This window comes from Stappia sp. ICDLI1TA098 (assembly GCF_054880955.1).
The window spans coordinates 124,411-149,149 of sequence record NZ_JBTZBT010000003.1 but is presented as its reverse complement, the minus strand read 5'-3'; the positions used below and the strand labels follow the sequence as shown (position 1 = coordinate 149,149).

Genomic DNA, 24,739 nt, shown 5'->3' with positions numbered 1-24,739 from the left:
TCGGGGGTTCCAGGGCAGCGGGAGGATCGGTCTCGATCTTCCTGGCATCTTCCCCGATCCCGCATCGCCGGGACTTCGACACCGGATCTACTGGACTCAGGACCTCATGGCTCACAAAGATATCAAAAAGGTGGTGCTTGCCTATTCTGGCGGCCTCGACACCTCGATCATCCTGAAATGGCTGCAGACGGAATATGGCTGCGAGGTGGTGACCTTCACCGCCGATCTCGGCCAGGGCGAGGAGCTTGAGCCGGCCCGCAAGAAGGCCGAGATGCTTGGCATCAAGGAGATCCACATCGACGATCTGCGCGAGGAGTTCATTCGCGACTTCGTCTTCCCGATGTTCCGTGCCAACACCCTCTATGAGGGCGTCTACCTGCTCGGCACCTCGATCGCCCGTCCGCTGATCTCCAAGCGGCTGATCGAGATCGCGCATGAGACCGGCGCCGACGCCATCGCCCATGGCGCCACCGGCAAGGGCAACGACCAGGTCCGCTTCGAGCTTTCCGCCTATGCGCTGGATCCCGACATCAAGGTCATCGCGCCGTGGCGTGACTGGACGCTCAAGTCCAGAACCGACCTGATCGACTTCGCCGAGAAGCACCAGATTCCGGTGCCGAAGGACAAGCGCGGCGAGGCACCGTTCTCGGTCGACGCCAACATGCTGCATTCCTCCTCGGAGGGTAAGGTTCTCGAGGATCCGTGGGAAGAGCCGCCGGAGTATGTGCACCAGCGCACAGTTTCCCCGATGGACGCGCCGGATGTTGCCACCGAGATCACCATCGGCTTCGAGAAGGGCGACGCCGTCTCCCTCAACGGCGAGGCGATGTCGCCTGCGACGCTGTTTGCCAAGCTCAACGACTATGGCCGCGACAACGGCATCGGCCGGCTCGATCTCGTCGAGAACCGCTTCGTCGGCATGAAGTCGCGTGGCGTCTACGAGACGCCGGGCGGCACGATCCTGCTCACCGCCCACCGGGCGATGGAGTCGATCACGCTCGATCGCGGTGCCGCTCACCTCAAGGACGAGCTGATGCCGCGCTATGCGGAGCTCATCTACAACGGCTTCTGGTTCTCGCCCGAGCGCGAGATGCTGCAGGCGGCGATCGACAAGAGCCAGGAGAAGGTGGCCGGCGAGGTTCGCCTGAAGCTCTACAAGGGCAATGTCATCGTGGTTGGCCGTCAGTCGCCCCATTCGCTCTACTCTGAGGACCTGGTCACCTTCGAGGATGACCACGGCGCCTACGACCAGAAGGACGCGGCCGGCTTCATCCGCCTCAACGCGCTGCGCCTGCGCACGCTCGCCAAGCGCGACCGCGTGAAGTAATGAGCGACCCGGCGCGGGACGGGGCGTGGCTTGCCGGTCTTGGCAGGCGCCTCGCCCGCGCCGGGTTTCTTGTCGCGGGCGGGTTTGCTCCCGAACCTGACGACAACGTGCCCGCCTTGCCGGACGGGGCACCCGCTGCCGCGGTTCTCGTCGTCGGCAGCCTGTCGAACACCGTTCTCCCGATCCTGAAGGAGCGCCCCGAGTGGCGCGATGGCGCGTCCGATCCGCTCGACCGCTACACCCGTGCCGCGCTCACGGCTGTCGCGGAAGACGAGCAGCTTGGCGTCGTCTTTCCCTTCGATGGGCCGCCCTGGCATCCTTTCCAGCGCTGGGCGCTTCGCACGGGTGGCTTCTCGCGCTCGCCCCTGGGCGTTCTCGCCGACGAGCTCCATGGCCCCTGGCTGGGGCTGCGTGCGGCGCTCCTGTCCCGTGAGGCGCTGCCGGCGACCGGGCGCTCCGGCGACGGCCCGTGCCCGACGTGCTCCGATCCCCCCTGCATTTCCGCCTGTCCCGCCGGTGCGCTCGACAGCACTGGCTACGACGTACCCCGCTGCCTGGCGTGGCTTTCGGCGAATCCGTCCGCCGACTGCCACCGGGGCTGTCTGGCGCGGCGTGCCTGCCCCTTCGGACGCGCGCATGCGCAAGGGCCCGAGGAGGCCAGCTTTCACATGCGCAGCTTTCTGAGCGCGGCCTTCTAGCTTGTCGCAAATCTTCAAGACTGGCTTGCGGCGACGGAGTATGCGAAGGGCGGACAAGTCGATCAGGAGGTCCTTCGATGAAATTTCGCTACACCATCCTCTACGTGGAGGATGTGGCCCGCGCGTTGGCGTTCTACCAGCGTGCCTTCGGTCTCGAGACCGCTTTCCTGCATGACAGCGGCACCTACGGTGAACTCGCGACAGGCGGGACGAAGTTGGCGTTTTCCGCGCGCTCCCTGATGACGCAGCTTGGCAAGACGCCTGCACGAGCGGTCCCGGGCGCGCCCGTCTTCGAGATCGCCCTGGAGACCGATGATGTCGCAGGTGCGCTGGCCAGGGCCTGCGCCGCCGGTGCGGAGCTTGTTCAGGATGCGCGTGAAGAGGACTGGGGCCAGACGACGGCCTATGTGTCCGATCCCGACGGCTATCTGGTCGAGATCTGCTCACCCGTTGCCGGGACCGCGAGTCCGGACTGAGCCAGCAGCGAGAGCCGGTGCGGGTCGGTCCTGAGCCGCGCCGGTGTCGCTCCGAACCAGTGGCGGAAGGCGCGCGTCATGTGCGCCTGGTCCGCATAGCCCGCGTCGGCGGCGATGTCGGCAAGCGGCGCATCTTCGCGCAGTCCCGATGCCGCATGCCGTGCACGGGCCAGGCGAAGCCAGAAGCCGGGGGCGGGCAGCTCGTTGGCCTGAAACAGCCGTTGCAAGGTCCGGGGCGTGAGCGACAGGCGTCGAGCGAGCCCTGCAGCCGTTGCGGCGGGAGCCGCCTCGATCGCGGCGAACGCCTCGATGATTCCGATTTCTCGCCCGCAGTGTTCGTCGATCAGCGAAAGGGGAGAGGCCGGATTGTCCCTGGCTTGCGTGATCCGCGTCAGAAGGCGCGGGGTGTCGATCCGCGTTCCCGGCGCAAGACGGTAACCCGTCAGCCGGGTGCCGGGCGGAAAGTCGGTGGTCAGAACCGGGGCCGTGTGCAGGTCGCTGACGAAAGCCGTGGGTCTTGAGCCGGGCTTGGTGACCAGGATCAGGTCGCGGCACCCGTCCGGCAGGACAAGGTCGCAACCGCGCGCGGTGACGGTATGATCCCAGACATCGAGGAGAGTCGTCATTGCCGGCCGGACATGCGCTGGTTCTAGCGGTCGCGGTCGGCAACGAAACGGGCGAGCGCCACCAGTTCGGCTGACCGCGCGCCGAAAGGCGCCAGCAAGGCCTCGGCCTCCGCGACAAGGTCCGCGAGTTCGGCCCGTGTCTCGGCAACGCCCTTGAGCGCGACGAGGGTCGCCTTGCCGGCGTCCGCATCCTTGCCGGCGGCCTTGCCAAGGCGGGCGGCATCGCCTTCCACGTCCAGAAGGTCGTCGGCGAGCTGGAATGCAAGCCCGATGATCTCGCCGAAACGGGTCAACCGCTCGAGATCGGGGCCGCTTGCATCGGCAAGGCGCGCGCCGGTACGTGCGGCGTAACGGATCAGCGCGCCGGTCTTCATGGCCTGGAGGAGCCGGATTTCCTGTTCGCTGCGGTCACGGTGCTCCGAGGCGAGGTCCAGCATCTGACCACCCGCCATGCCGCCGTGACCGGCGGCCCGGGCAAGCTCGCGCGAGGCCTCGAGACGCACGACCGCCGAGGTGTGAACGGCCGGCGCGGCGATCAGGTCGAAGGCGAGGGTGAGCAGCGCGTCGCCGGCAAGGATGGCGGTCGCCTCATCGTAGGCCCTGTGCACCGTCGGACGGCCTCGACGCATGTCGTCGTCATCCATGGCCGGCAGGTCGTCGTGGACCAGCGAGTAGCAGTGGATGCATTCCAGCGCCGCGCCGGCAAGAATCACCCCCTCGTCGTCGCGACCGAAAAGCCTTGCCGTGGCCAGAAGGAGGCCGGGGCGCAGGCGCTTGCCGCCGCCAAGGGCCGCATGGCGCATGGCCGCGACAAGGCGTTCGGGGCGGGGGTGCTCACCGGCAAGGGCGGAGGTCGCAAGGGCGTTATCGAGTGCCGCCTCTACACGTCGTGCGCAATCGGCAAGCAGGCGGACGGGATCGCCGCCGGACGCATCCTGGTGGGTCAAGCTCTGCCTCCGCTTGGTTGTCTTTCGCCAGGCACGGTCCCGCCTGGGCGGGGCCCCTCCGTGCTGTTCCGAAAACGCTGCGGGCGGTGCTGCCGGAGACCGCACCGCCCGTTGTCTTGTCTCTCCACCTCAGTGTCGCGAAACGCGCCAAAGGTCAACCGCGCGAAACGCGCCAAGGGACAGCCGCGCGAGCTGCGCTCAGGCGGCGAGATCCGCCTCCAGCGCCACGGCGGCCGACTGGATGATGGCGGCGTAGCGGATTGCGGTCTGGATCTGCTCGCTCGACATGCCGGCCTTGCGCAGGATGTCCTCATGGGCGTCGATGCACATGCCGCAGCCGTTGATGGCGGAGACCGCAAGCGACCACAGCTCGAAATCGACCTTGTCGACGCCGGGCTTGCCGATGATGTTCATGCGCAGCTTCGCCGGCATGGTCTTGTACTGGTCATTGGAGGCCAGGTGGACGAAGCGATAGTAGACGTTGTTCTGCGCCATGATCGCCGCTGCCGCCTTTGCGGCGGCAAGTGCCTCGGCGCTCAGATGCGCGCCGGCTTCCTCGATCAGCTCGGCGCGAACCGTCGGATTGCGGCTGGCGATGCCGCAGGCGACCATCAGACCGTATTTCTGCTGGTCGGTGAAGGTCTCGTCGCTGGCGAGCGAAGACAGGTTCAGCCGCGTGTCCTTGGCAAAATCCGGCAGCGCGGCCTTCAGGGCATCAATAGACATGAACGGTCTCCTGGAACGGGTCTCCGGCGAAGGGTGCCGGTGCGCGTGCCGTGGCACGCGATACTGCGGATCGAAGGGGCGGCGGGACACGTCCCGCCGCCCTGTTTCTGCTTCGCGCCGATCAGGCCGCGAGCGTTGCGCCGCCGACCTCACGGTTGCACGGGCACAGCTCGTCGGTCTGCAGGGCGTCGAGAACGCGCAGCGTGTCCTTCGGGTTGCGGCCGACGTTGAGGTTGGTCGCATAGACGTGCTGGATGGTGTTCTCGTCGTCGACGATGAACGTGTAGCGATAGGCGACGCCGTCGGGCGAGCGCACGCCGAGGCCGTCAACCAGCGAGCCGTTGGTGTCAGCGAAGGACCAGATCGGCAGCTTGTCCAGATCCGGATGATCGCGACGCCAGGCGAGCTTGCAGAACTCGTTGTCGGTGGAGCCGCCGAGGACGACGCAGTCGCGGTCCTCGAAGTCGCCGGCAAGGCGGGCGAACTCAGCGATCTCGGTCGGGCAGACGAAGGTGAAGTCCTTCGGGTAGAAGAAGATAACCTTCCATTTGCCCTCGAAGCTGGTCTCCGTCAGCGTCTCGAACGCGCTCTCGCCGTTCTCCTCGTGGTGGTTGAAGCCCGGCTTCACGCCGACGATCTCGAACTCGGGCAGCTTGTCGCCAATACCGATCATGGTGTGTCTCCTGAGTTGAGGCCCGGCGCGCGCTCTTGCGCGCGGTGCCTGAAAAGCGGTTTGCCCTGCCTGTTGTGCAGTGCAATGACACCGGGTATGCAAATGAAACGACGTTCGGTCAAACCGATAAATCCGATGTAGTGCATCGGTATTGTCGATACATCAGGGCGCCCCTGCGTCATCTTGTCGGAGGCCTGTCAAAACGCCGCGGCGTGATGCTCCGGCACCGGTTGAATGGAACCCGCGAATGCTCCCGACGCTTCGGCAAATGCAGTATTTCGTCGCGCTCGCGGAGCATCGCTCCTTCGTGCGCGCGGCGCGCGCCTGCCATGTCACCCAGTCGACGCTGTCCGGCGCAATCCGCCAGTTCGAAGAGTGTCTCGGGGCGGAAATGATCGACCGGTCGGGACGGGTACTGTCGCTGACGGAGGCCGGCGAAAGCGTTCTCGACCGGGCGATCCTGATCCTGCGCGAGGCCGAGGACCTCGCCGGGTTGGCACGCGCGGCGCGCAAGCCCCTTTCCGGGCGTCTCAGGCTTGGTGTCATTCCCTCCATTGCGCCCTTCCTTCTTCCCCAGGCCCTGCCGGCGCTGCGCAGGGCGCACCCCGACCTGCGTCTCGTGCTGCGCGAGGATCTGACCCGGGTGCTCGTGCAGGACCTCAAGGATGGCCGCCTCGACGTCCTGCTGATCGCGCTGCCCTATGACACGGGAGATCTGGAAAGCGAGGTGATCGGCTCCGACCGGCTGCTGCTGGCGCTTCCCGAGGGCCATCCGCTGGCCACGCAGGCACCGGTGGATCTGGCCCGGTTGCGGCGCGAGCCGCTGCTGTTGCTGGAGGATGGGCACTGCCTGCGCGAGCACGTGCTGCTGGCCTTCAACGGAGGGGCTCCGATGGAGGCCGATGACATTCGCGCTTCGTCGATGACGACGCTCGTGCAGATGGTGGACAATGGTCTCGGCCTGACGCTCGTTCCCGAAATTGCCGTGAGGGCGGGGGTGGCGCGCGGAACGCGGCTTTCGATCGTGCCGATCGAGGGCGCGCAGGCGGTGCGCCAACTCGGGCTTGTCTGGCGCAGGCGGTCCGCCCATACGGCCGATGCGCGCACCCTTGCGGCGGCGCTGCGCGACCACCTTGCCGGGCGCTCGACGCCGGCGGCGAAGGCTGGCAAGAATGGTGATGACGACGGGGACGCGGAGACGATGGCGTGAGCGGACGGGGCAGGGCGGGAGGCGAGGCGAGTGGCGATACGCGTCCGTCCAGGCGGCGGGTGTCCATCCGCAGGATCCTTCTCAGGGTCGTTCTCGCGCTGGTGCTTGTGCCGCCGCTGCTGACCATCGTCTACGCGGTCGCGCCGCCGGTCAGCACCTTGATGCTGACGCGCTACGCACAGGGGCTCTGGGTCGACCGGACCTATGTCCGGCTCGAGGACATTGCTCCGGCCCTGGTGCGCTCGGTTGTCGCCTCCGAGGACGGCCGTTTCTGCGACCATGGCGGCGTCGACTGGCAGGCGCTGGACAAGCAGATCGATGCGCTCGGCGAGGGGGATGACGTGCGCGGTGCCTCGACGATCACCATGCAGGTCGCCAAGAACCTCTTCCTGTGGAACGGGCGCAGCTACGTGCGAAAGGGCATGGAGCTGCCGCTGGCGCTGATGCTCGACGCGATGCTCTCAAAGCGGCGGATCCTGGAGATTTATCTCAATGTCGCCGAATGGGGCGAGGGCGTCTTCGGCGCGGAAGCGGCGTCGCAGGCATGGTTCGGCAAGCCCGCGTCCGAGCTTTCGCGCAGCGAGGCCGCACGCCTTGCGACCGCCCTTCCGAACCCGTTGGCGCGCAATCCGGCCAATCCGAAACCGGGGCACGCGCGGCTGGCGCGGATCAACCGGGGGCGGGCTTTGGGAATGGATCCGCACCTCGATTGCCTGCCCGGCTTTGCCTCGGGCCAATAAACGAAGCGGCGGAGCGCAAAAAAATCGCTTTCGGGCTGGCAAATGCTTGCGGGTTTCGGTATAAGCCCGCCATTCCTGCACACCGCGTGGACCCACGCCCCGGGCAGACCCGGTCCGGGTTCGCGGGATATTGCACGACGGAGAGAAGAACAATGGCCGTTCCGAAGAGAAAAACCTCGCGCATGAAGCGCGGTCAGCGTCGCTCCGCCGACGCCCTGCGGCAGCCGTCCTATGTCGAAGACAGGGATTCCGGCGAGCTGCGCCGTCCGCATCATGTCGACCTTAAGACCGGGATGTACCGCGGTCGTCAGATCCTGGCGCCGAAGGACGGCGTCTGAGCGGGCTTGCCGCGCGGATGAAGACCCGCAGGGACGGATCCGACGCGGCGCGCAATGCGCGCTTGCAGGTCCGACGCCTGCAGGACAAGAATATTCGGTAAAGGGACCGGTTGCGCCGGTCCCTTTACCTTTTTGCGTGTTTGCGCTGCCGTAGCATCTGCGCGGCGGCACTGAAAAACCCCGGATGCGGCGACGCATCCGGGGTTTTCGTTTGTATGGAGACCGGCTCGGGTGGTCAGCCGTTGGCGTAATACTGACCGCCGTTGATGGTCATGACCGCGCCGGTCATGAAGGCTGCCTGCTTGGACGCGAGATAGACCACCGCCGCGGCGATTTCCTCGGCCTGGCCAAGGCGTCCCACCGGGATGCCCGCGATGATCCCCTCAAGGACCTTCTCCGGCACGGCGGCGACCATGTCGGTATCGATATAGCCCGGGCAGATCGCGTTGACCGTGATCCCCTTGCGCGCCGTTTCTGAGGCAAGAGCCTTGGTGAAGCCGATGACGCCGGCCTTGGCGGCGGAATAGTTGGTCTGGCCGAGCTGGCCCTTCTGTCCGTTGATCGAGGAGATGTTGATGATGCGGCCGTGGCTGCGCTCGCGCATGCCGTCGATGACCGGACGGGTCATCGTGAACATGCAATCGAGGTTGGTGCGGATCACCGCCGACCACTGCTCGTAGTCCATCTTGTGGAACCAGCCGTCGCGGGTGATGCCGGCGTTGTTGACCAGCACCTCGACCGCGCCAAGGTCGGATACGACCTGCGCCACGCCTTCCTTGCAGGCTTCGGCATCCGAAACGTCCCACCTGTAGACATGAATTCCGGTCTCGGCCTTGAAGGCTTCCGCCTTCTCGGTGTTGCCAGCGTAGGTCGCCGCCACCGTGTAGCCGGCATCCTTCAGCGCCTTTGAAATAGCGGCGCCGATGCCCCGCGTGCCCCCCGTCACGATTGCCACATTGCTCATGGACGTCGTCTCCTCTGCCGGCTCAGACAAGCTGAAAAAGCCCTCATGATCTTTTCCAGATGTCGCGGTGATGCCCCAGCGGTTGCTGGCTTTCAATGATCTATATCAATTTATGGTTGTGCTTCGCCCGTTCTTTCGCGGGGCGTTTCGAGTGTTGCGGTGGAGGTGTGGTGTCTCCTGGCGCGGCGGCTTGCGCCGCAATGCGGACGGCCCAAGGGCCGTCCGCTGCGAGAGCCTGTCGGCTCAGCGCTCGACGCAGAGGGCGACACCCATGCCGCCGCCGATGCACAGCGTGGCGAGGCCCTTCTTCGCGTCACGCCGGCCCATCTCGTGAAGAAGCGTGACGAGAACGCGGGCGCCGGACGCACCGATCGGATGGCCGATGGCGATCGCGCCGCCATTGACGTTCACGATGTCCGGGTTCCAGCCCATGTCCTTGTTGACCGCGCAAGCCTGTGCCGCGAAGGCCTCGTTGGCCTCGACGAGATCGAGGTCCTCGACCTTCCAGCCGGCCTTCTGCAGCGCCTTGCGCGAAGCCGGGATCGGGCCGGAGCCCATGATCGCGGGATCGACGCCGGCGGTGGCCCAGGATGCAACGCGGGCAAGCGGTGTCAGGCCGCGGCGCTCGGCCTCGGCCGCGCTCATCACCACCAGCGCCGCGGCGCCGTCGTTGATGCCCGAGGCGTTGCCGGCGGTGACGCTGCCGTCCTTGGCAAAGGCGGGGCGCAGCTTGGCCATGCCTTCCAGGCTGGCGCCGTGGCGGATGTACTCGTCATCCTCGACGACGCGTTCGGCCTTGCGCTCCTTGACGGTCACCGGGGTGATCTCGTCCTTGAAACGACCGGCCTTCTGGGCAGCCTCGGCCTTGTTCTGGGACGCGACGGCGAAGGCGTCCTGCTCGTCGCGGGAGATCTGCCACTTCTCGGCGACATTCTCGGCCGTCTGACCCATGTGGTAGCCGTTGAAGGCGTCCCACAGGCCGTCCTTGATCATCGTGTCGATCATCTTGAAGTCGCCCATCTTGTAGCCCGAGCGCATATGCGCGCAGTGGGTCGAGAGCGACATGCTTTCCTGGCCGCCGGCGACGACGATCGAGGCGTCTCCGGCCGCGATCTGCTGCATGGCGATGGCCACGGTGCGCAGGCCCGAGCCGCAGACCTGGTTGAGCGTCCAGGCGCTTGCGGCCGGATCGATGCCGGCAAGGATCGCCGCCTGGCGTGCCGGGTTCTGGCCCTGGCCGGCGGTGAGAACCTGGCCGAAGACGAGCTCGTCAATCTCCGTGCCGGTAACGCCGGCGCGTTCCATGGCCGCCTTGATGACGATGGCGCCCAGTTCATGGGCGGGGGTATTGGCGAAGGATCCATTGAAGGATCCGACGGGTGTGCGCGTGGCGCTGACAATGACGACGTCGGTGTTTGCGCTCATGATGATGCCTCCGAAATCCGGACCTCCCGGAAACGCGCCCCTCATGCTTATGTTTTTTCGCGCGCTTTGGCCCAACTAGAGACGCTCGCCCGACCTTAGTCAACCGCAACGCATGGGACGGAGGCGCGAAAAGACGGCTTCGCCTGCTCATCATTTGGTCTGAGGAGGCCGGATTGGGCACGCCTGTCAGCGGGCAGACAAAACGGTGGTACCGGAGGCGACAATTGGCTTATCGTACAAGGCAGAAGGGGCGGCGCGCCGGGTCGACGACGGGCCGCCGGGGAGGATAGCGCGCGCGTATCGCGCAGCGCAAAGCCGGAAGCCGGAAGACGATATGGGCAAGACGACCGAGCCGACGATCATCAAGAAATACGCCAACCGCCGCCTCTACAACACGGGCACGAGCACCTATGTGACGCTCGAGGATCTCGCGTTGATGGTGAAGGGGGAGGAGGACTTCGTGGTCTTCGATGCGAAGTCGGGCGAGGAAATTACCCGTTCCGTACTCACCCAGATCATATTCGAACAGGAAAACAAGGGGCAGAATCTTCTGCCGATCACGTTCCTGCGCCAGCTCATCCGCTTCTATGGCGACAGCATGCAGAACGTGGTGCCGAGCTATCTCGACTTTTCCATGAACTCGCTGACGAAAGAGCAGGACAAGCTGCGCGAGCAGATGTCGGGTGCCTTCGGAACGGGCGCGTTCGACGTGATCGAGGATCACGTGAAGCGCAATGCCGAGATCTTCGACCGGGCAATGCGCATGTTCCTGCCGTTTGGCGCAGCGAAGGGTGCCGATGGCGATGAGGGCGCGATCCGGGAGCCGGGCGCAGCCCCGCAAGCGGCGAGCGCCGAGGATCTTGATCAGCTCAAGAAGCAGCTTGTGGAGATGCAGAAGAAGCTCGACTCGATTGCCACCGACAAGAAATAGGGTGTCGCTGGCGGGCGTGCGCACGACCAAGAAGGCCGGCTCCTTCGCCGGCCTTTCCCTTGTCTCGTATTGTCTGCCTAGCCGACGTCGGGCGTGAAGCCCGCCGCCTCGATCCCGGCGACGGCGCAGGCCTCATCATTGTCCGAGCTGTCGCCGGTGATGCCGACAGCGCCGAGAATTTCGCCGCCCTCGCCGTCGCGAATCAGCACGCCTCCGGCGACGGGAACGATGTTGCCGCCTGCGACGCCATTCAGCGCCTGGATGAAATGGGGGCGGGTCTGGGCGTTGGCGTCAAGCCAGCGCGATCCGGCCCCGACCGCGAGCGCGCCAAAGGCCTTGCCAGTGGCGACCTGCGGGCGAAGGATCGAAGCGCCATCCTGGCGGAGCAGGGCGATGGTGTGGCCGCCGGCGTCGAGAACGACGACCGTCAGCGGCTTCAGGCTCAGTTCCGCGCCCTTGGCGAAGGCTGCCTGGACGATCTTCTCCGAAAGGGAAAGGGTGAGTTTGCCCATTGGCGAAAGTCTCCTGTGCGTCGTCGGGTTACCGTGGACCTATCGCTATCAGTCCGGTGGTTGTCGACCAACGGGCAAAAACGACAAATACTCGTGCCGGCATGGAAAAAATGGAGGGCCGCGCCGGCGTCATTCCCGCGTCTCGACACGCTCCCGGCCATGCAGAAACCGCCCCGGACCGGGCGCGGGCTCTGCGCCGCGAGCCCGGCGAGATCTCCGACAACCGACAGGATCTTCACGCAATGCGCGATTTCCATTTTCCCGGACGCTCGAGCGTCCACGCCCCCACGGTCATGGCCGCGACGTCCCATCCGCTGGCAAGCGCGGCAGCTCTCGAGACCCTGCAGGGCGGGGGCAACGCGGTTGACGCGGCCGTTGCGGCGGCGGCCGTTCTTGCGGTTGTCGAGCCGCAGATGACCGGCATCGGCGGCGATTGCTTCGCCATTGTGGCGCGTCCGGACGGAAAGCTTTTCGGCCTCAATGGGTCCGGCCCGGCACCAAAGGCCGCGACGCCCGCCAAGCTTGCCGAGATCGGCATGACGGCGATCGACGACTGCGGTCCCCATGCGGTGACGGTGCCCGGCGCCGTGCGGGCCTGGGAGACGCTGCTGGCCCGCCATGGCACGCGCGGCCTCGGAGAGGTGCTCACGCGCGCCATAGGCTATGCCCGCCACGGCTATGCGGTCGCACCGCGCGTCGCCTTCGACTGGGCGCGCAACGTGGCGAAACTCGCCGCCGACGCGGGCGCACGGGCGGAGTATCTGGTGGACGGCGCGGCGCCGGCGGTCGGCACCGTCATGCGCCACCCGGGGCTTGCCCGCACGCTGGAGCGCATTGCCTCGGAGGGTGCGAAAGGGTTCTACGAAGGCGAGGTGGCGCGCGATATCGTTGCAACGCTTTCGGCGCGCGGCGGGCTCATGACGCTGGATGATCTCGCCGGCATGGAGACGCTCGACATGGTGCCGGTGCGCCATCCCTATCGCGGGGTCGAGGTCGTGGAACTGCCGCCCAATGGCCAGGGCTTCATCGCGCTCGTGCTGCTTGGCATTCTCGAGCGCTTCGATCTTTCCGGTCTCGATCCGACAGGCGTCGAGCGGTTCCATCTCGAGCTCGAGGCCGGCCGTCTCGCCTATTCGGTACGCGACATGTATCTCGCCGATCCGGCGCATATGCCGCATGGGCCCGAGGCTTTCCTGAGCGATGCCTATCTGGATCGTCTCGCGTCCCGCGTGTCGCGGGGGGCGCGCATGGGCGACATTCCGCCGGCACTGCTCGGGCCGTCCTCCGACACGATCTATCTGTCGGTGGTGGACAAGGACGGTCTCGCCGTTTCGCTCATCAACTCTGTTTACAAGGGCTTCGGCTCGGGCATCTGCGCCCGGGAGAGTGGGGTGCTGCTGCAGAACCGAGGGGCGTGCTTCCGCCTCGAGCCCGGCCATCCGAACTGCATCGACGGCGGCAAGCGGCCGCTGCATACGATCATCCCTGCCATGGTGCTCAAGGACGGCCTGCCGCATCTTTCCTACGGAGTGATGGGGGGCGGCTACCAGCCTTGCGGCCATGCCCACGTGCTGTCCAACATGGTCGACTTCGGCATGGACCCGCAGCAGGCGATCGATCTGCCGCGCATGTTCTTCAACGAGAAGACGCATGTGCTGCAGGCCGAGCGAGGCGTGCCGGAACAGACACTTGCCGGCCTTGGGGCGCTTGGCCACGAGATCATGCTTGTCGATGAACCGATCGGCGGGGCGCAGGCAATCCTGATCGACCGCGAGAATGGCATGCTGGTCGGCGGATCGGATCCGCGCAAGGACGGCTGCGCAATCGGCTATTGAGGTCGGCTGCCCGGTCGCCCTTCATGAAAACGCCCGCCGTTCGGCGGGCGTTTTCTGTCCTGCGGGGGCGTTGCCCGTGGCCAGCCTCAGCGGCTCACGGACAACACGCGCCCTGTTTCCTGGGTGCGGGGACGACGCTCGGCCGAGCGATAAGCGTCAATGGCTTCAGCCGGCTCTGCGCGCCGGCGCGCGCGCTGCTGGGGCATGTTCTCGCGAAGCGCGATGAGCTGGGCAATCAGCATGGCGCTGGGACGGTAGATCCGCGCGAAGCGGTTGGCCGTCGCCTCGACGACAGGCTCGACGGCGGTGACGACGAGCGCATTGCGGCTGCCGCCGGCACCGGCCGTTCCCGCCGATGCGCCGTTCCTGTGAGGGCGAGCGCCCGTGCGCTGCGTCCTTTCGGTGCGCCCCGGTCCCTTCCCCGTACGATTTGCCGCTACGATCCGCATCGTCGCCTCCTCGGCGTGCCAATTCGAGACACTGGCGGTATTGCCGAGGAATTTAGCGCAAATGCCGTGCCAGTCGATAACTTTTTGTTAACGACTAACGTAACGGAAGGTTGATTCGGGGTGGGAAATCTCTGGAAAACCCGACGTTATGCGTCGGCGCGGAGGCGTCAGTGCATGTGGTCGCCGGGCGAGACGCCGAAGTCGCGGCGGGCGCCGGTGATCGTGATCGAGAAGCCGGCGATTACATCGACCAGCGAGATGAACATCAGGATGAAGAAGACCGAGGTCGCCGCCTCGCGCACGGTCAGGAACTCGACCAGATAGGCGATGAAGACGAGGGTCGAGAGGATGTGGTCTGTCAGCGCGACGACGCCGGTGCGCGTGGCCTTGAGCAGCTCGACGAACAGCAGGGCCAGGCCGGCGATGATCATCAGGTCGCCGATGACGAGCGTGAAGCGGGCGCCGGAGACCAGCTCGACGGTGACGATCGGGGCGGCCCAGGGGTCGCCGCCGGTGTCGCCGAGCAGCGAGTAGGCGAGGAGGTTGTAGACCAGAAGCGGTGCGACGGTCAGCGGAATGGATATGAACATCGGCATGCCGGGGATCCTCGTCCGTTTGCTGCGCCCGGAGATCGTCCCGAAAAGGGATTCGCCGGCGCCGCCGCACAATGATGTGTCTCCGGCCTTGCGGCAAGGCCGGAAGAGACTGGGAGACCGGACGAGAAAAAAGGGCCCGAAGCGGTGCTCCGGGCCCTGTAGTCACGGTCGCCGGTGCGGCAGCCGTTCGGGAGATGTGTCCAGCCGGGTCAGGCGCGCTGGCTGCCCTGGCCGAATTCGGGATAGGCCTCGACGCCAACTTCGGCCTTGTCGAGACCCATGGCCTCTTCCTCGGCCGTGACGCGGATGCCGACGGTCACCTTCAGCAGGTACCAGACGACGCCGCTGGCCACGAAGGTGAACACGCCATAGGCGACAATGCCGATGAACTGGGTGACGTAGGATGTCTCGGGGTTTGTGAGCGGGACGATGATCGTGCCCCAGATGCCGCACAGCAGGTGGACCGGGATTGCGCCGACCACGTCGTCGAGCTTCAGCTTGTCGAGCAGCGGCACGGCGAAGACCACGATGACACCGCCGACGGCGCCGATCAGCACGGCAAGGATCGGCGAGGGCATCAGCGGCTCGGCGGTGATCGAGACGAGACCGGCAAGCGCGCCGTTCAGAGCCATCGTGACGTCGACCTTCTTGTAGAGGATCTGCGTCAGGATGATCGCGGCAACCACGCCGCCGGCAGCGGCCAGATTGGTGTTGGCGAAAATGCGCGAGATGTCGGAGACGTCGGAGTTGGTGCCCATGGCGAGCTGCGATGCGCCGTTAAAGCCGAACCAGCCGAGCCACAGGATAAAGGTGCCGAGGGTTGCGAGCGGCATGGAGGAGCCCGGCATCGGGATCACCTTGCCATCGACGTACTTGCCACGGCGCGCGCCGAGGATGAGAGCGCCGGAAAGAGCCGCCCAGCCGCCGACGGAGTGCACCAGCGTGGAGCCGGCGAAGTCGGAGAAGCCCATCTCGGAGAGCCAGCCGGCGCCCCACTGCCAGGAGCCGGCGATCGGGTAGATGAAGCCGGTGAGGATGACCGTGAAGAACAGGAACGGCCAGAGCTTGATGCGCTCGGCGAGCGTGCCGGAGACGATCGAGGCCGCGGTCGCGACGAAGACCATCTGGAAGAACCAGTCGGAGGCGACAGCGTAGCTGCCCTCGTTGGCGGTGCCGGCCGCCGGCCAGCCGTAGACGGCGAACGTGCCCATGTAGCCGCCGTTGACGTTGGTGTACATCAGGCTGTAGCCGACGAGCAGATACATGATGCCCGCGACGGAATAGAGCGCAATGTTCTTGAGGCACTGCATCGACACGTTCTTGGTGCGAACGAGGCCGGCTTCGAGCATGGCGAAGCCTGCCGCCATCCACATCACCAGGAAGCCGCCGATCAGGAACAGCAGGGTGTTGAAGATGAAGGCGGTGTCGCTGGCGAGAGCATACTGAGGGGCCTCGGCTGCCGGAGCAGCATCCTGGGCCAGTGCCGAGCCGGTCGCCGCGAGGAGCGCAAGCGATGCCAGGCCGACTTTTTCAAAGCTGAGTTTCATCGGGATTTCCCTTGCTCGAATGGATCAAAGCGCCGCGGCGTCGGTTTCGCCGGTGCGGATGCGCTGCACCTGGTCGAGCGCGTAGACGAAGATCTTGCCGTCGCCGATCTGGCCGGTCTTCGCGGCTGCGGCGATCGCCTCGACGACCTTGTCGGCGAGGTCCGAGGCAACGGCGACCTCGATCTTCAGCTTGGGCAGGAAGCTCACGGCGTATTCCGTGCCGCGATAGATCTCGGTGTGCCCCTTCTGGCGCCCGTAGCCCTTGACTTCCGAGACCGTAAGTCCCTGAACGCCGATGCTCGTGAGGGCGTCGCGCACCTCGTCGAGCTTGAACGGCTTTATGATGGCCATCACGATTTTCATGCTCGGTTCCGTTCCTTTCCCTGCTGCGTGTCCGCCTCAGGCCAAATGCCCCCTCGACGGAATGACCCGAACCGGAGCGCGATCCCGAAGCTGGGACGCGCGGGTCCGATTGACGCCGTCCCATCCTTTTCAAGGAGCGTGCCAAGTCGTATTGCAGTGCGAAAAGAGCCGGAAAACGGGCGTCTTTTGGGAAGAAAATACAAGGAAAAACAAAGGCGAAGCGCCGAGTGCCGAGGCCGGCGCTCCCGGCTTGGGCAAGCCGGGAGCGATTTATATTTATGCCTAAATAATAGTCACTTCGTGGCTTTGCGTATGATCAAATCATGTGCACAAAAAGCGGGCATGGATAAGAGCGCATCAGGAGCCGAAACCGCCGTCGGCGAGATAGGCGGCTTCGGCCGGGCTCGTTTCGCGACCAAGCACGGGGTTTCGATGCGGAAAGCGGCCGAAGCGCCGGATCACGTCCAGATGCAGGAGTGCGTAGAAATAGGTCTCCTGATTTGCGAGGCGGCGGAAGAGATCGACGCTGCGCTCCTGCGCCGCGATGTCCTCGGCGTGCTCGAAGGGGAGGTAGAAGAAGGTGCGGGCCTGCGTCGGAAATGCCTTGTCGAAACCCTGTTCGAGCGCCCGTTCCGCCGTCTTCAGCGCGCGCTGGTCGCTGGCGAAGGCCCTTGCGTCGTTGCGGTAGAGGTTGCGGGGGAATTGGTCCAGCAGGATGATCAGGGCAAGAGCGCCATGCGGCGTCGTGGCCCAGTCGTCGAGGTCGCCCCTGCCGGCCGCGGCGCTCGCCGTCTCGAACCGCTCACGGATCTCGGCATCGAAGGCATCGCTGCGGGCGAACCATTTCTGCGGTCCGGCGGTCCACCAGAAATCGAGAACGTCGAAAGGGGTGGGCTTGTCCATGGTCATTTGCGGCTTATGCTCCTGCAACCTTGCGGATCCGACGGACCCGGCGAAGGAAACCGGCACGCGGGGTGTCGGCCGGTGGTGAATGATGCCGTCTGATGACGGATATGAAAACGGGTGACGACGATGGTGGACGGCGAGGGCGCACAGGAGCTTGATCTGAAGGGACTGAAATGCCCTCTTCCGGTGCTCAGGACGCGCAAGGCCCTGTCGCGGCTCGCTGCCGGCGCGCGGCTCAGGGTCGTCGCCACCGATCCGATGTCGGTCATCGACATTCCGCACTATTGCCAGGAGGCCGGGCACAGGCTTGTCGAACGCGCGCAGGAAGGTACGGCGCATGTCTTTCTGATCGAGTGCGGCAACTGAGCCGTCTTCCTCTAGCCCCCGACCAGCCCGTCGATCGCGCGAGCCAGCACAATGTCGCGCTCGGTCAGACCACCGGCATCATGGGTGGTCAGGGTGATTTCCACGCGGTTGTAGACATTGGACCAGTCGGGATGATGGCTCATCTTCTCGGCGATGAGCGCGACCTGGGCCATGAAGCCGAAGGCGGCGGTGAAATCGGCGAAGGCGAACCGGCGGGTGATCGTCTTTCCCTCGCCGCCCAGGCTCCAGCCCGTCAGTTCCGCGAGCGCCGCGTTGCGCGCTGCCTCGTCAAGGTTCCTGGCCATCTGTCCTCCTTGCGCCCGGGATGTGACCGCGGGCACTTCTTGCGGTTTCCGGTCCTGTCCCGGCTCTCTTTTGAAGATAGGTCGCCGGCCGCGCCCTGAAACCCCGCCTGTGGCACTTGTCGCCAACCGCTCCGGGTGCAGCGCGGTGCTTCGGCAAAATCGAACACGGGAGTTTCCATGACATCCGTTCTGTTTGTCTGTCTCGGCAATATCTGTCGCTCGCCACTGGCCGAGGGCATCCTGCGCGCCGAACTTGTCGGCCGGGGGGCGGGCGACCGGATCATGGTCGCTTCCGCCGGCACCGGCTCCTGGCATGTGGGCAATCCGCCCGACCCGCGCTCGGTGGAGGTTGCCATGCGGCACGGGATCGATATCTCGGGGCAGCGTGCGCGGCAGGTGAGGGCGGAGGATTTCTCCCGCTTCGATCTCGTGCTGGCGATGGACGGTGAAAATCTTGCCAACCTGTTCCGGCTTGCAGGTGCTTCGGCGGCGACGCTGCGGGCCGAGGGGCGGTTGCGCCGGTTTCTCGATCGCGACGTTCCCGACCCTTATTACGGGGGAGCGGACGGGTTCGAACGTGTCTACGAGATGTTGAAACGCGGAGCCTCTGCCCTGGCGGACGAGATCCTCGGATCGTGAGCCGGCACCAAGGGGAGCGTAAGGCGGCGCGGGGCGCCGTCAGCGACAGGGTGATCGTCGCGCAAGCCGTTTAAATTCCTGCCGGACGGACTATCTAGGAAGGTGGGGCATGGAGGGGTGGCCGCCGGGCGTCGCGATGGTTCGCGAAGGCCCGAAGCGACCTGTACAGGAGGACGACCATGAGCGGTTGCCGCATCGAACACGACGCCTGGGTGCTTGTCGGAGATGGCGAAAAAGCCCTGTTCTTCCGCAATGAAGGCGATGCAGATTATCCGAACCTGCAGATTCTGGAGGTGCTCGAACAGGACAATCCTTCGACCTCCGAGCAGGGAACGGATGCCCCGGGCCGCCGAAGCGATGGCCCCGGTCCCCATCGCAGTGCCATGGAGCCGACCGACTGGCACCTGATGGAGAAGCACCGCTTCGCCAAGGATATCGCCGACCGGCTCTACGTGCTGGCGCACAAGGGGAAATTCTCGAAGCTTGTTGTCGTGGCGCCTCCCACAACACTTGGAGACCTGCGCAAGGCGTTCCACAAGGAAGTGTCGAGCCGGGTCGTTGCCGAGGTCGACAAGACGCTGACCGGTCATCCGCCCGACAGTATCGAGAAGGTGCTTTGCTCCTGATCCCGATTGCTCTCTAGCCGGCGGGATCGCGGCGCCAGCCATCGGCCAGGCGCACGCGGTCCATGCCGGTGAAGCGGGCCATGCGAGCGAGTTCCGCCTCGAGGCGGGCGAGCCGGCCTTCCCCCAGGCGCACACCCTTTTCCGGCCAGAAGGCGGTGACCTCAAGAACACCTTCGGCGCGCCGGCAGACCATGTCGACGCGTCCAACGAGCCGGTCTTTCTCCAGCAGCGGAAACACATAGTAGCCGTAAGTGCGCTTTGGCGCCGGGACAAAGACCTCGATGCGGTAGGCAAAGCCGAAAAGCCGTTCGGCGCGCTTGCGGTCCCGCAGCACCGGGTCGAAGGGGCTGAGAACGCGCATGCGCGCCGGTGGCTCCGGAGCCGCGTCAATCACCTCGCGGATGTCCGCTCGCGCGAAGGCCGCGCGCGGTTTTCCCCCCGCTTCGGTCGCGATTTCCACGGGCAGGATCGAACGCCCTCTTTCCTGCGTGCACCAGGCCTTTGCCTCATCGGGTGTGACCAGGTCGTAGAAGGCGGCGATTTCGCCATGGGTCGCAACACCGAGTTTCTCGAGCGCGGAGCGGCAGGCCCAGTCGATGAAATCGGCCTGCGAGACCTGTTCGCCGAAGTGCCCTGACGGGATCACGCGTTCGGAAAGATCGTAGATCTTGGCGAAATTCTCGCGGGCTGTAACGGCGATCTCGCCGCAGCGCCAGAGATATTCCAGCGCGGTCTTGCCCGGCTGCCAGTTCCACCAGCCGGGCTCCTTTCGGTCGCGCTCGCTGTCGAAGTCGCGCGCCCGCGACGGTCCGTTGTCGCGTACATGGGCATGGACCCGCTCAATTTCGTCGTGGAAGTCGTGCCCGTGCCAGTTGGTCCAGCGCGCCTTCAGCCGTTTCTGTTCGCGCGCGAAGCGGTGGCGCCAATAGGGGTAGGCAGCGGCGGGAATGATCGAGGCGTCGTGCGTCCAGTTCTCGAACAACGCGCGGTCGCGCTCGAGAAGGCCGGTGAGTTGGTCCTCCCGGTAGGTCTGGTTGCGCGAGAACAGGATCTGGTGGTGAGCGCGGGTGACCGTATTGATGCTGTCGACCTGCACGAAGCCGAGCCGGTCGATCATTTCATGCACGCCATTCCTGTCGATCCGCCGCCCCGGCTGATCGGACAGGCCCTGAAGGTGAAGGAAGACGCGGCGCAGGTCGGCGGATGCAATGGTCAGCGTCACGTCGCGTCTTCCCTTGTCTTCCGTTCAGTCCGCCGCGGCCTCGAAGACGACGAGCAGGTCCTTGGCATCGACCTGCTGGCCCGGTGTCACAAGCACCTCGGCGATGGTTCCGGAACGGTCCGAATGGAGTGCGGTCTCCATCTTCATCGCCTCGATGGAGACGAGTACGTCGCCGCTGGTCACCTGCTGGCCCGCCTTCACCGTAACGGTCGAAATCACGCCGGGCATCGGCGCGCCGACGTGGGCAACGTTGCCCGGCTCCACCTTGCGACGGACGGCCGCGCCTGTCGACCCGTGCGCCCTGTCCGGAACCTTGATGATGCGCGGCTGGCCGTTCAGCTCGAAAAACACCTTCTTCTCGCCGTTCTCGTCCGTCTCGCCGATCGCCTGGCAGCGGACGACCAGCGTCTTGCCCGGCTCGAGTTCGATCAGGACTTCGTCGCCGACCGAAAGGCCGTAGAAATAGACCGGGGTCGGCAACACGCTCACCGGGCCATAGAGGTCGCGCGCGGCAGCGAAGTCGGTGAAGACCTTCGGGTACATCAGGTAGGAGGCGAGTTCGGCGTCATCGAGCGTGGTGCCGGTCTTCTCCTCCGCCTCGGCGCGACGCGCGGCGAGATCGTCGTCGGTGAGCAGCGAGCCCGGCCGCACGGTGATCGGCGTCTCGCCCTTGAGCACGCGGGACTGGATCTCCTGCGGCCAGCCACCGGGCGACTGTCCAAGGTCGCCGCGCATCATCTGCACGACGCTGTCGGGGAAGGCGACGTCCTTTTCCGGCGAGAGCACGTCGGCGACGGAAAGGCCCTGGCTCACCATCATCAGCGCCATGTCGCCCACGACCTTGGAGGAGGGGGTCACCTTGACGATGTCGCCGAACAGCATGTTGACGTCGTGATACGCCTGCGCCACCTCATGCCAGCGCATTTCGAGGCCGAGCGAGCGGGCCTGCTCCTTGAGATTGGTGAACTGGCCGCCCGGCATCTCGTGCAGGTAGACCTCCGAGGCGGGCGACTTTAGGTCGCTCTCGAAGGCGCGGTACTGGGTGCGCACCGCTTCCCAGTAGAAGGAGATTTCGCGGATAACGCGGGGATCAAGCCCGGTGTCGTGCCGGCCGCCGGCAAGGCTCGCGGCCAATGAGCCGAGTGCCGGCTGGGAGGTCAGGCCGGACAGCGCGTCCATCGCCGCGTCGAAGGCATCGACGCCGGCCTCGACCGCCGCCAGCACGCTTGCCGCGGAAATGCCCGAGGTGTCGTGGGTGTGGAAGTGGATCGGCAGCCCCACTTCCTGCTTCAGTGCGGTGAAGAGGGTCCTCGCCGCGTCCGGCTTCATCAGGCCGGCCATGTCCTTGACGCCGAGGATGTGGCAACCCGCCTTTTCCAGGTCCTTGGCCAGGCGGATGTAATAGGCGAGGTCGTATTTCGGCCGGGCGCTGTCATTGAGATCGCCGGTGTAGCAGATCACGCCCTCGCACAGCTTGTCCGCCTCGATCACCGCATCGAGGGAGACGCGCATGTTCTCCACCCAGTTGAGGCAGTCGAAGACGCGGAACAGGTCGATGCCGTTTTCCGCCGCGCGGGCGACGAAGTCCCGCACCACATTATCGGGATAATTGGCGTAACCGACACCGTTAGCCCCGCGCAGAAGCATCTGCAGCAGGATGTTTGGCGCGCGCTCGCGCACCAGCCGCAGTCGCTCCCAGGGGTCCTCTGTGAGGAAGCGCATGGCGACGTCGAAGGTCGCTCCGCCCCAGCATTCCAGAGAGAACAGCTGCGGAAGGCCGCGCGCATAGGCTTCCGCCACCTGGGCGATGTCGAAGGTGCGCATGCGGGTGGCGAGCAACGACTGGTGGGCGTCGCGCATCGTCGTGTCGGTGACGAGCGGGCGCGTCTGCTCCTTCATCCAGGAGGCGAAGCCGGTCGGGCCGAGCTTGTCGAGAAGCTGGCGGGTGCCGTCGGCGACAGGGGTGTCGTAGACGGGCGATACGGGCGCCGGCGCGTCCGCCGGCGGACGCGGGCGGGTCTTGGTCTCCGGGTGCCCGTTCACCGATACGTCGGCGATATAGGTCAGGAGCTTGGTGGCGCGGTCACGCCTCGTCACCTGCTCGAAGAGCGCCGGCGTCTCGTCGATGAAGCGGGTCGTGTAGCTGTTGGCGCGGAAGTCCGGATGGCCGATGACGTTCTCGAGGAAGACGAGGTTCGTGGCGACGCCGCGGATGCGGAACTCGCGAAGCGCGCGATCCATGCGCTGGGCGGCTTCCTCGGCCGAGGGGGCCCAGGCTGTGACCTTCTCCAGAAGCGGATCATAGTAGCGCGTGATCACGGCGCCGGAATAGGCGGTGCCGCCGTCGAGCCGGATGCCGAATCCGGTCGCGCCGCGATAGGCGGTGATGCGGCCGTAATCGGGAATGAAGTTCTGTTCCGGGTCCTCGGTGGTGATGCGGCACTGAAGCGCGTGGCCGTTGAGGCGCATCTCCTGCTGGGGTGGCACGCCCGAGGCCGGGTCGCCGATCATCGCGCCGGAGCTGATGCGGATCTGCGCCTTGACGATGTCGACGCCAGTCACTTCCTCGGTGACTGTGTGCTCGACCTGGACGCGCGGATTGACCTCGATGAAGTAAAATGAGCCGGTGTCGACGTCCATCAGGAACTCGACCGTGCCGGCGCCGCAATAGCCGACAGCCTTGCCGATCTTCAGACCGTATTCGCAGATCTCCGCGCGCTGCTCGGGCGAGAGATAGGGGGCCGGCGCACGCTCCACGACCTTCTGGTGGCGGCGCTGGATGGAGCAGTCGCGCTCGAAGAGGTGGACGAGATTGCCGTGGCTGTCGCCGAGGATCTGTACCTCGACGTGGCGCGCGCGCTCGACGAGCTTTTCAAGATAGATCTCGTCCTTGCCGAAGGCGGCGCGGGCTTCGCGCTTGGCTGCGTCCACGTCACGCAGAAGGGTTTCCTCGTCGCGGATGACACGCATGCCGCGGCCGCCGCCGCCCCAGGAGGCCTTGAGCATCAGCGGATAGCCGATCTCCCCGGCAAGCCGGCTCACCTCGCCCATATCGTCGGGAAGCGGGTCGGTCGCTGGCATCACGGGCACGCCCGCCTCAATGGCGAGATTGCGCGCGGCGACCTTGTTGCCGAGCCGGCGCATCGTGTCCGGCGAGGGGCCGATGAAGATGAGGCCGGCCTCGGCGCAGGCTTCGGCAAACTCCGGGCTTTCGGAGAGGAAGCCGTAGCCGGGATGAATGGCGTCGACATTCGCGGCCCTGGCGACGCGGATGATTTCGGGAATGGACAGATACGCCTCGATGGGCCCCAACGGCTCCGGCAGATGCGGTCCCTTGCCGATCTGGTAGGCCTCATCGGCCTTGAAGCGATGCAGCGCCAGCTTGTCCTGCTCGGCGAAGACCGCGACCGTTCTCATCCCCAGCTCGCTGGCGGCGCGGAAGATACGGATGGCGATTTCCGAGCGATTGGCGACAAGGATCTTGCGAATGGCCACGTTTACCCCTCCTGCATGGCTGCTGCTATGTGCGTTTTACAGGTCCGCCGAAGCCATGGAAAGATGCTGCACTGCAATCGTCGTCATTGCATCGCCCTATCGGACCCGGGTCGCCTCGATGCGTGTCGAAACGAGACAGAAGTCCTAACTCCAGCGGAGGGCGGGCGGTCATCTTTGAAAAATGCCAGGCAGATCTTGTGTCGCTGGCGGGCCGAAGCACGAGATCGGGTTGGGGTAAATCAGGAACATCGTCCGGTCAGCGATTCGGACAGGCTTCGTTCGTGGTTTCGTCGAATGCTTAACCGTATCAATTGAATTTTAGGTGTTCGGTTTACGAAATCTCAATTCTTTCCCAACATTCGCCGCCGGGCGACCTGTAGGTCATCATGCCAGCCAAGATCCTGTTGTGATTCAGCATTTCGCGTGGGTGCGTGCGATTTCCCCAACATCTTGTGTAAAACAAATAGAGAACATTCGACTGGCATCGATTCGATCTGGCTTTGTTCGGGACTCGTTCCATTCACCCTGATTCCGTCTGTCGCTCGCACAGATTTTCCGGTGAAGGGGGAGCGGGTATCGGGTCTGGAGGCGCGTCGCCCGGGCTTGGTCGAGGCCGGTGAAAAGAGGGGGGACAGCCGCAGCGGCTCTGTGCTACCAGACAATCAGGCCGAGACTTGGTCCGCATCGTTTGCGGACCTCGTGTTTCGGGCAGTTACAGGGTCCCGGGCTTGCCGGGTTCGAGTTCTCCGGGGGCCGCCCCCCGTCGCTGGCTGGCGTGCCGGTGGAGGAGCGGTCCG

General features: G+C 65.5%; 26 protein-coding genes. 11 read left to right on the top strand and 15 right to left on the bottom strand.

Features of this window, described 5'->3' with window-relative positions; translation table 11 throughout:
• Positions 1-106: 106 nt before the first annotated feature.
• From ACSLUQ_RS15705 to ACSLUQ_RS15695, 3 genes are all read left to right on the top strand, one after another.
• Positions 107-1,327 carry an argininosuccinate synthase gene (locus tag ACSLUQ_RS15705; RefSeq protein ID WP_417771571.1) on the top strand — a complete coding sequence of 407 codons (1,221 nt, stop codon included), beginning with the start codon at positions 107-109 and terminating at the stop codon, positions 1,325-1,327.
• Positions 1,327-2,025: a hypothetical protein gene (locus tag ACSLUQ_RS15700; RefSeq protein WP_461809065.1), complete on the top strand. Its 699-nt coding sequence runs from the start codon at positions 1,327-1,329 to the stop codon at positions 2,023-2,025. The genes ACSLUQ_RS15705 and ACSLUQ_RS15700 overlap by 1 nt, the downstream gene beginning before the upstream one ends.
• 77 nt (positions 2,026-2,102) lie before the next feature.
• Positions 2,103-2,501, top strand: coding sequence for a VOC family protein (locus tag ACSLUQ_RS15695; RefSeq protein ID WP_417771573.1), 399 nt, complete (start codon positions 2,103-2,105; stop codon positions 2,499-2,501).
• Here ACSLUQ_RS15695 and ACSLUQ_RS15690 read toward each other — a convergent pair.
• The 4 genes from ACSLUQ_RS15690 to ACSLUQ_RS15675 form a co-directional block, all read right to left on the bottom strand.
• Entirely contained in the window at positions 2,450-3,127 is a 678-nt protein-coding gene (locus tag ACSLUQ_RS15690; protein ID WP_417771574.1) for a helix-turn-helix domain-containing protein, read from the bottom strand. The two genes, ACSLUQ_RS15695 and ACSLUQ_RS15690, sit on opposite strands and share 52 nt — an antisense overlap.
• A 23-nt stretch (positions 3,128-3,150) precedes the next feature.
• Positions 3,151-4,074 carry a polyprenyl synthetase family protein gene (locus tag ACSLUQ_RS15685; RefSeq protein WP_461809064.1) on the bottom strand — a complete coding sequence of 308 codons (924 nt, stop codon included), beginning with the start codon at positions 4,072-4,074 and terminating at the stop codon, positions 3,151-3,153.
• 198 nt (positions 4,075-4,272) lie between these two features.
• Positions 4,273-4,800, bottom strand: coding sequence for a carboxymuconolactone decarboxylase family protein (locus ACSLUQ_RS15680; protein ID WP_461809063.1), 528 nt, complete (start codon positions 4,798-4,800; stop codon positions 4,273-4,275).
• Positions 4,801-4,921: 121 nt separating this feature from the next.
• Positions 4,922-5,473, bottom strand: coding sequence for a peroxiredoxin (locus ACSLUQ_RS15675; protein WP_417771577.1), 552 nt, complete (start codon positions 5,471-5,473; stop codon positions 4,922-4,924).
• Positions 5,474-5,720: 247 nt separating this feature from the next.
• Between ACSLUQ_RS15675 and ACSLUQ_RS15670 the strand changes: the two genes are divergently transcribed.
• The 3 genes from ACSLUQ_RS15670 (at position 5,721) to rpmF (ending at position 7,761) form a co-directional block, all read left to right on the top strand.
• The gene (locus ACSLUQ_RS15670; RefSeq protein WP_461809062.1) at positions 5,721-6,683 is read left to right on the top strand and encodes a hydrogen peroxide-inducible genes activator; all 963 of its coding nucleotides are present in this window, start codon (positions 5,721-5,723) and stop codon (positions 6,681-6,683) included.
• The gene (mtgA, locus tag ACSLUQ_RS15665; protein WP_461809061.1) at positions 6,680-7,423 is read left to right on the top strand and encodes a monofunctional biosynthetic peptidoglycan transglycosylase; all 744 of its coding nucleotides are present in this window, start codon (positions 6,680-6,682) and stop codon (positions 7,421-7,423) included. The genes ACSLUQ_RS15670 and mtgA overlap by 4 nt, the downstream gene beginning before the upstream one ends.
• A gap of 152 nt (positions 7,424-7,575) precedes the next feature.
• A complete protein-coding gene (rpmF, locus tag ACSLUQ_RS15660) occupies positions 7,576-7,761 on the top strand; it encodes a 50S ribosomal protein L32 (protein WP_417771580.1) in 186 nt (61 codons plus the stop codon).
• A 235-nt stretch (positions 7,762-7,996) separates the two neighbouring features.
• Here the strand turns inward: rpmF and phbB are convergent, their stop codons facing one another.
• Together phbB and ACSLUQ_RS15650 are read right to left on the bottom strand one after the other, a co-directional pair.
• The gene (gene phbB, locus ACSLUQ_RS15655) at positions 7,997-8,725 is read right to left on the bottom strand and encodes an acetoacetyl-CoA reductase (RefSeq protein ID WP_417771581.1); all 729 of its coding nucleotides are present in this window, start codon (positions 8,723-8,725) and stop codon (positions 7,997-7,999) included.
• Positions 8,726-8,968: 243 nt separating this feature from the next.
• Entirely contained in the window at positions 8,969-10,150 is a 1,182-nt protein-coding gene (locus tag ACSLUQ_RS15650; RefSeq protein WP_461809060.1) for an acetyl-CoA C-acetyltransferase, read from the bottom strand.
• 334 nt (positions 10,151-10,484) lie between these two features.
• Between ACSLUQ_RS15650 and phaR the strand changes: the two genes are divergently transcribed.
• A complete protein-coding gene (phaR, locus tag ACSLUQ_RS15645) occupies positions 10,485-11,081 on the top strand; it encodes a polyhydroxyalkanoate synthesis repressor PhaR (protein ID WP_461809059.1) in 597 nt (198 codons plus the stop codon).
• Between the two features lie 77 nt (positions 11,082-11,158).
• Here the strand turns inward: phaR and ACSLUQ_RS15640 are convergent, their stop codons facing one another.
• Positions 11,159-11,593 (bottom strand): GlcG/HbpS family heme-binding protein, encoded by a 435-nt coding sequence (locus ACSLUQ_RS15640; RefSeq protein ID WP_417771584.1) that lies wholly within the window; start codon positions 11,591-11,593, stop codon positions 11,159-11,161.
• A 242-nt stretch (positions 11,594-11,835) separates the two neighbouring features.
• Here ACSLUQ_RS15640 and ggt point away from each other — a divergent pair, with 242 nt between their 5' ends.
• Positions 11,836-13,428, top strand: a complete 1,593-nt coding sequence (ggt, locus tag ACSLUQ_RS15635) for a gamma-glutamyltransferase (RefSeq protein WP_461809058.1) — start codon at positions 11,836-11,838, stop codon at positions 13,426-13,428.
• 86 nt (positions 13,429-13,514) lie between these two features.
• Here ggt and ACSLUQ_RS15630 read toward each other — a convergent pair whose 3' ends face one another.
• From ACSLUQ_RS15630 to ACSLUQ_RS15610, 5 genes are all read right to left on the bottom strand, one after another.
• A complete protein-coding gene (locus tag ACSLUQ_RS15630) occupies positions 13,515-13,877 on the bottom strand; it encodes a hypothetical protein (protein WP_417771586.1) in 363 nt (120 codons plus the stop codon).
• 167 nt (positions 13,878-14,044) lie between these two features.
• Positions 14,045-14,473 (bottom strand): hypothetical protein, encoded by a 429-nt coding sequence (locus tag ACSLUQ_RS15625; protein ID WP_417771587.1) that lies wholly within the window; start codon positions 14,471-14,473, stop codon positions 14,045-14,047.
• Between the two features lie 209 nt (positions 14,474-14,682).
• On the bottom strand, positions 14,683-16,020 hold the full coding sequence (locus ACSLUQ_RS15620; protein WP_461809057.1) for an ammonium transporter: 1,338 nt from the start codon (positions 16,018-16,020) through the stop codon (positions 14,683-14,685).
• 24 nt (positions 16,021-16,044) lie between these two features.
• Entirely contained in the window at positions 16,045-16,383 is a 339-nt protein-coding gene (locus tag ACSLUQ_RS15615; RefSeq protein ID WP_461809056.1) for a P-II family nitrogen regulator, read from the bottom strand.
• 357 nt (positions 16,384-16,740) lie between these two features.
• Positions 16,741-17,292, bottom strand: coding sequence for a DUF924 family protein (locus tag ACSLUQ_RS15610; RefSeq protein WP_461809055.1), 552 nt, complete (start codon positions 17,290-17,292; stop codon positions 16,741-16,743).
• Positions 17,293-17,415: 123 nt separating this feature from the next.
• Between ACSLUQ_RS15610 and ACSLUQ_RS15605 the strand changes: the two genes are divergently transcribed.
• Entirely contained in the window at positions 17,416-17,655 is a 240-nt protein-coding gene (locus ACSLUQ_RS15605; RefSeq protein WP_417771714.1) for a sulfurtransferase TusA family protein, read from the top strand.
• 11 nt (positions 17,656-17,666) lie between these two features.
• Here the strand turns inward: ACSLUQ_RS15605 and ACSLUQ_RS15600 are convergent, their stop codons facing one another.
• Positions 17,667-17,960 (bottom strand): 4a-hydroxytetrahydrobiopterin dehydratase, encoded by a 294-nt coding sequence (locus tag ACSLUQ_RS15600; protein WP_417771591.1) that lies wholly within the window; start codon positions 17,958-17,960, stop codon positions 17,667-17,669.
• A gap of 177 nt (positions 17,961-18,137) precedes the next feature.
• Between ACSLUQ_RS15600 and ACSLUQ_RS15595 the strand changes: the two genes are divergently transcribed.
• Positions 18,138-18,599, top strand: a complete 462-nt coding sequence (locus ACSLUQ_RS15595; RefSeq protein WP_461809054.1) for a low molecular weight protein-tyrosine-phosphatase — start codon at positions 18,138-18,140, stop codon at positions 18,597-18,599.
• 179 nt (positions 18,600-18,778) lie between these two features.
• The gene (locus tag ACSLUQ_RS15590) at positions 18,779-19,225 is read left to right on the top strand and encodes a host attachment family protein (RefSeq protein WP_461809053.1); all 447 of its coding nucleotides are present in this window, start codon (positions 18,779-18,781) and stop codon (positions 19,223-19,225) included.
• A gap of 13 nt (positions 19,226-19,238) precedes the next feature.
• Here ACSLUQ_RS15590 and ACSLUQ_RS15585 read toward each other — a convergent pair whose 3' ends face one another.
• Together ACSLUQ_RS15585 and pyc are read right to left on the bottom strand one after the other, a co-directional pair.
• A complete protein-coding gene (locus ACSLUQ_RS15585) occupies positions 19,239-20,447 on the bottom strand; it encodes a winged helix-turn-helix domain-containing protein (protein WP_461809052.1) in 1,209 nt (402 codons plus the stop codon).
• A 24-nt stretch (positions 20,448-20,471) separates the two neighbouring features.
• On the bottom strand, positions 20,472-23,942 hold the full coding sequence (gene pyc / locus ACSLUQ_RS15580) for a pyruvate carboxylase (RefSeq protein WP_461809051.1): 3,471 nt from the start codon (positions 23,940-23,942) through the stop codon (positions 20,472-20,474).
• Between the last annotated feature and the right edge of the window lie 797 nt (positions 23,943-24,739).